3 protein-coding genes and 1 pseudogene are annotated in these 2,430 nt (G+C 40.3%); 2 read left to right on the top strand and 2 right to left on the bottom strand.

Annotated elements, in window-relative coordinates; all coding sequences use genetic code 11:
- Nucleotides 1-845: pseudogene (locus H6G79_RS36245) on the top strand (hypothetical protein); the annotation flags it as partial.
- A 42-nt stretch (nucleotides 846-887) separates the two neighbouring features.
- On the opposite strand, the gene H6G79_RS36240 reads toward H6G79_RS36245, so the two are convergent.
- Nucleotides 888-1,079 carry a hypothetical protein gene (locus H6G79_RS36240; protein WP_190595341.1) on the bottom strand — a complete coding sequence of 64 codons (192 nt, stop codon included), beginning with the start codon at nucleotides 1,077-1,079 and terminating at the stop codon, nucleotides 888-890.
- A 120-nt stretch (nucleotides 1,080-1,199) separates the two neighbouring features.
- Here H6G79_RS36240 and H6G79_RS36235 point away from each other — a divergent pair, with 120 nt between their 5' ends.
- On the top strand, nucleotides 1,200-1,976 hold the full coding sequence (locus tag H6G79_RS36235) for a tetratricopeptide repeat protein (protein ID WP_190595342.1): 777 nt from the start codon (nucleotides 1,200-1,202) through the stop codon (nucleotides 1,974-1,976).
- Between the two features lie 22 nt (nucleotides 1,977-1,998).
- Here the strand turns inward: H6G79_RS36235 and H6G79_RS36230 are convergent, their stop codons facing one another.
- The gene (locus H6G79_RS36230) at nucleotides 1,999-2,253 is read right to left on the bottom strand and encodes a hypothetical protein (RefSeq protein WP_190595343.1); all 255 of its coding nucleotides are present in this window, start codon (nucleotides 2,251-2,253) and stop codon (nucleotides 1,999-2,001) included.
- Between the last annotated feature and the right edge of the window lie 177 nt (nucleotides 2,254-2,430).

Raw genomic sequence — 2,430 nt, 5'->3', positions numbered from 1 at the left:
CCACACCCGAAGATAAAATGTTGGGATTGACACAACTAGCCGTGGACAACCATAAAATTGCGACTGTGACCGAGTGGCTGGCTGACAAGAATGTTGCGATTGCCCAAGTGCCAAGGGAAGATGTGCCACTAGAAACTAAGAAGGGACTCGCCGTATTTAATTTGGTAAATTCATCAATTTCTGAACCCACTTTTGAGGCGATGGCCAAGAAATTTGGGAGTGTGATTGAGTCCCAAACTGAATACGAGAAGAAAGTGCGATCGCTGCCTGACCGTCCAAAGCATCTCAAACCGCCACAACCACTACAGACAGTAACGTTATCCCAAACTTCACAGTTACAGCAGCCGTCGCAAACCAGTCTAACTGAACCGAAAACACCCCCCAGCCAAGAATCTCAGTCCGTAACCATCGACCATCTGCGTTCGTGGTACGTTGCGGCTGATAGTTTGGGTAAGGCTGACGAGTACAAACAACGCATTGTCGAAGTGGCAAATAAATTTAAGGCTACTAGGCAAATATCGCCCAAAGCCCTGGCGGGAATGGAACAAGATACGCTCACTCGAATCTCCCAGGTGTCCCAGAAGTTGGCATCAAATATAGGTCAGCTTGGGAATGATGGTACTGTCCGTGTTACTGGTAAAATTTACGATTTGGTGTTAAATTCCCAGCAGAAAGATTTGGCGATCGCTCACAAAAATGGTGATGTGATTTTGAGGGTGCAGGCTGGGCAGGTGCAAGTTAATAATTTAACTCCAGAAGTATTGCGGGATTTTGAGACTGCCAATAGTAAGCTTGATGAAGTTTTAGCAAAAAAACACGAGACAGCCGCAGGCTTGCAAAGGTGAGAAAAAATTAAAGCTACTAACAAATAGTTAGTAGCTTTAATTTTAAAACGGGATTTCTTCAGCGAAATTCATCGGCTGTATATCCGAGGAGGAAGACGAGATGTGTCTTTGTATCTCTTCCTCAGATACCACTATATCTATTTCTCTCCACTCAATATCCTGAAGCATCATAGCAGCCTCTGGATAATCGATTTCATGCTGAATCATGAGCGCGAGAATTTGAGAGTTGTACATAGTCGGAACCTCTGTCCAAACGACATCAGTGGTTATTAGCGAAGCGATAAAAATTATTCGTTTAAATCATGATATTTCTTGATAAAATAAAATTGTATTTAAAATATACGAATAACGTTTATGGAATCAAATTTACAACAAGCACAAACTTTCTACGAACAAGGTTTAGAACATCTCAAAGCCAAAAATCTAAAAGCAGTTGCAGAATGTTTTGAGCAAGCATTAACACTAAATCCAAACTTTGCAGAAGTTCATAATGCAATCGGGTTAGTACAGTTTAGTATTAAAAAATATGAGGGCGCGATTCAAATGTTCGACAGCGTGATCGCCCTCAACCCAAATCTGGCAGAAGCCTACAACAATCGCGGTCTATCGCGTTTGAAAATTTGCCACAAGTCTGAATTCCCCAGCATTGTAGAAGATTATAATCAGGCGATCACACTCAATCCAAATTTGCTCGAAGCTTATCTAAATCGGGCGGATATTTACAAAAATTATATTGGCGATTTTGAAGCGGCGATCGCGGATTACAGGAAGATAATTGAGCTTGACCCTAACCGCGTAGAACCCTATATTAATCTAGCTAATATTTATTTTATGTCTAGTAGATTGGAAGAATCATTAGCAGAATTAGAACAGGCATTATTGTTAAATCCCGATTGCCCCGAAGCTTTCTGTGGCATGGGAATAGTGAGATTTTATTTAGGAGATAAAGAGGCGGCTAAAAAGGATTTATTTAAGGCATTTGCTATTGATGAAGAGCGAGGAAATACAATTGGTTGTATATTTACTAGGAGCGTAATCATGCAGCTTTTTGGGGATTACGAGGTTTACAAGGATTTGTTTGGAGTCGAAAGCAGAATAGTAGTCAAAAAAAATAAAGCTACTAAAAAGTAGCTGACGAGTGCAAAATGTTGTATCAACTGTAGGCGTACTCGATAGCAGCCTGTAGTTGCTCGATCGCCATCGAGTACTCTTCGGGGTCATAATTGTAGAGGATAAAGTCTACAATCAACTCACACAGTTTTCTTCTTGTTAAACTGCCTGCTGGGAAATTTATCAAGAACTCGAAATATTTGAGGACAAAAATGATATATGTTTCGTCGTCTGGGAAGTTGGACAACATTCTCTGAACATTCATCTGCATTTGCAGTTGTAGTTCGAGATCGGACATACGTGGAACTCCAGGAGAAGACTACATTGGTTATTAGCGAAGCTGGAGGATCTGCAATTAAAGTAATTATGAGTGTTCAATAACTCTCTTCATTCTTGACTCTAGTTTTTCTTGATTAATTGGAATATTGGGTACAGTTACAATACAAAATATGGGTTTAACAAATATTTCCACTTC

Origin of the sequence: Anabaena sp. FACHB-83 (assembly GCF_014697485.1) — a bacterium.
Taxonomy (GTDB): domain Bacteria; phylum Cyanobacteriota; class Cyanobacteriia; order Cyanobacteriales; family Nostocaceae; genus Nostoc_B.
The sequence above is the reverse complement of the archived record's forward strand: the minus strand, read 5'-3'. Positions and strand labels throughout refer to the sequence as shown.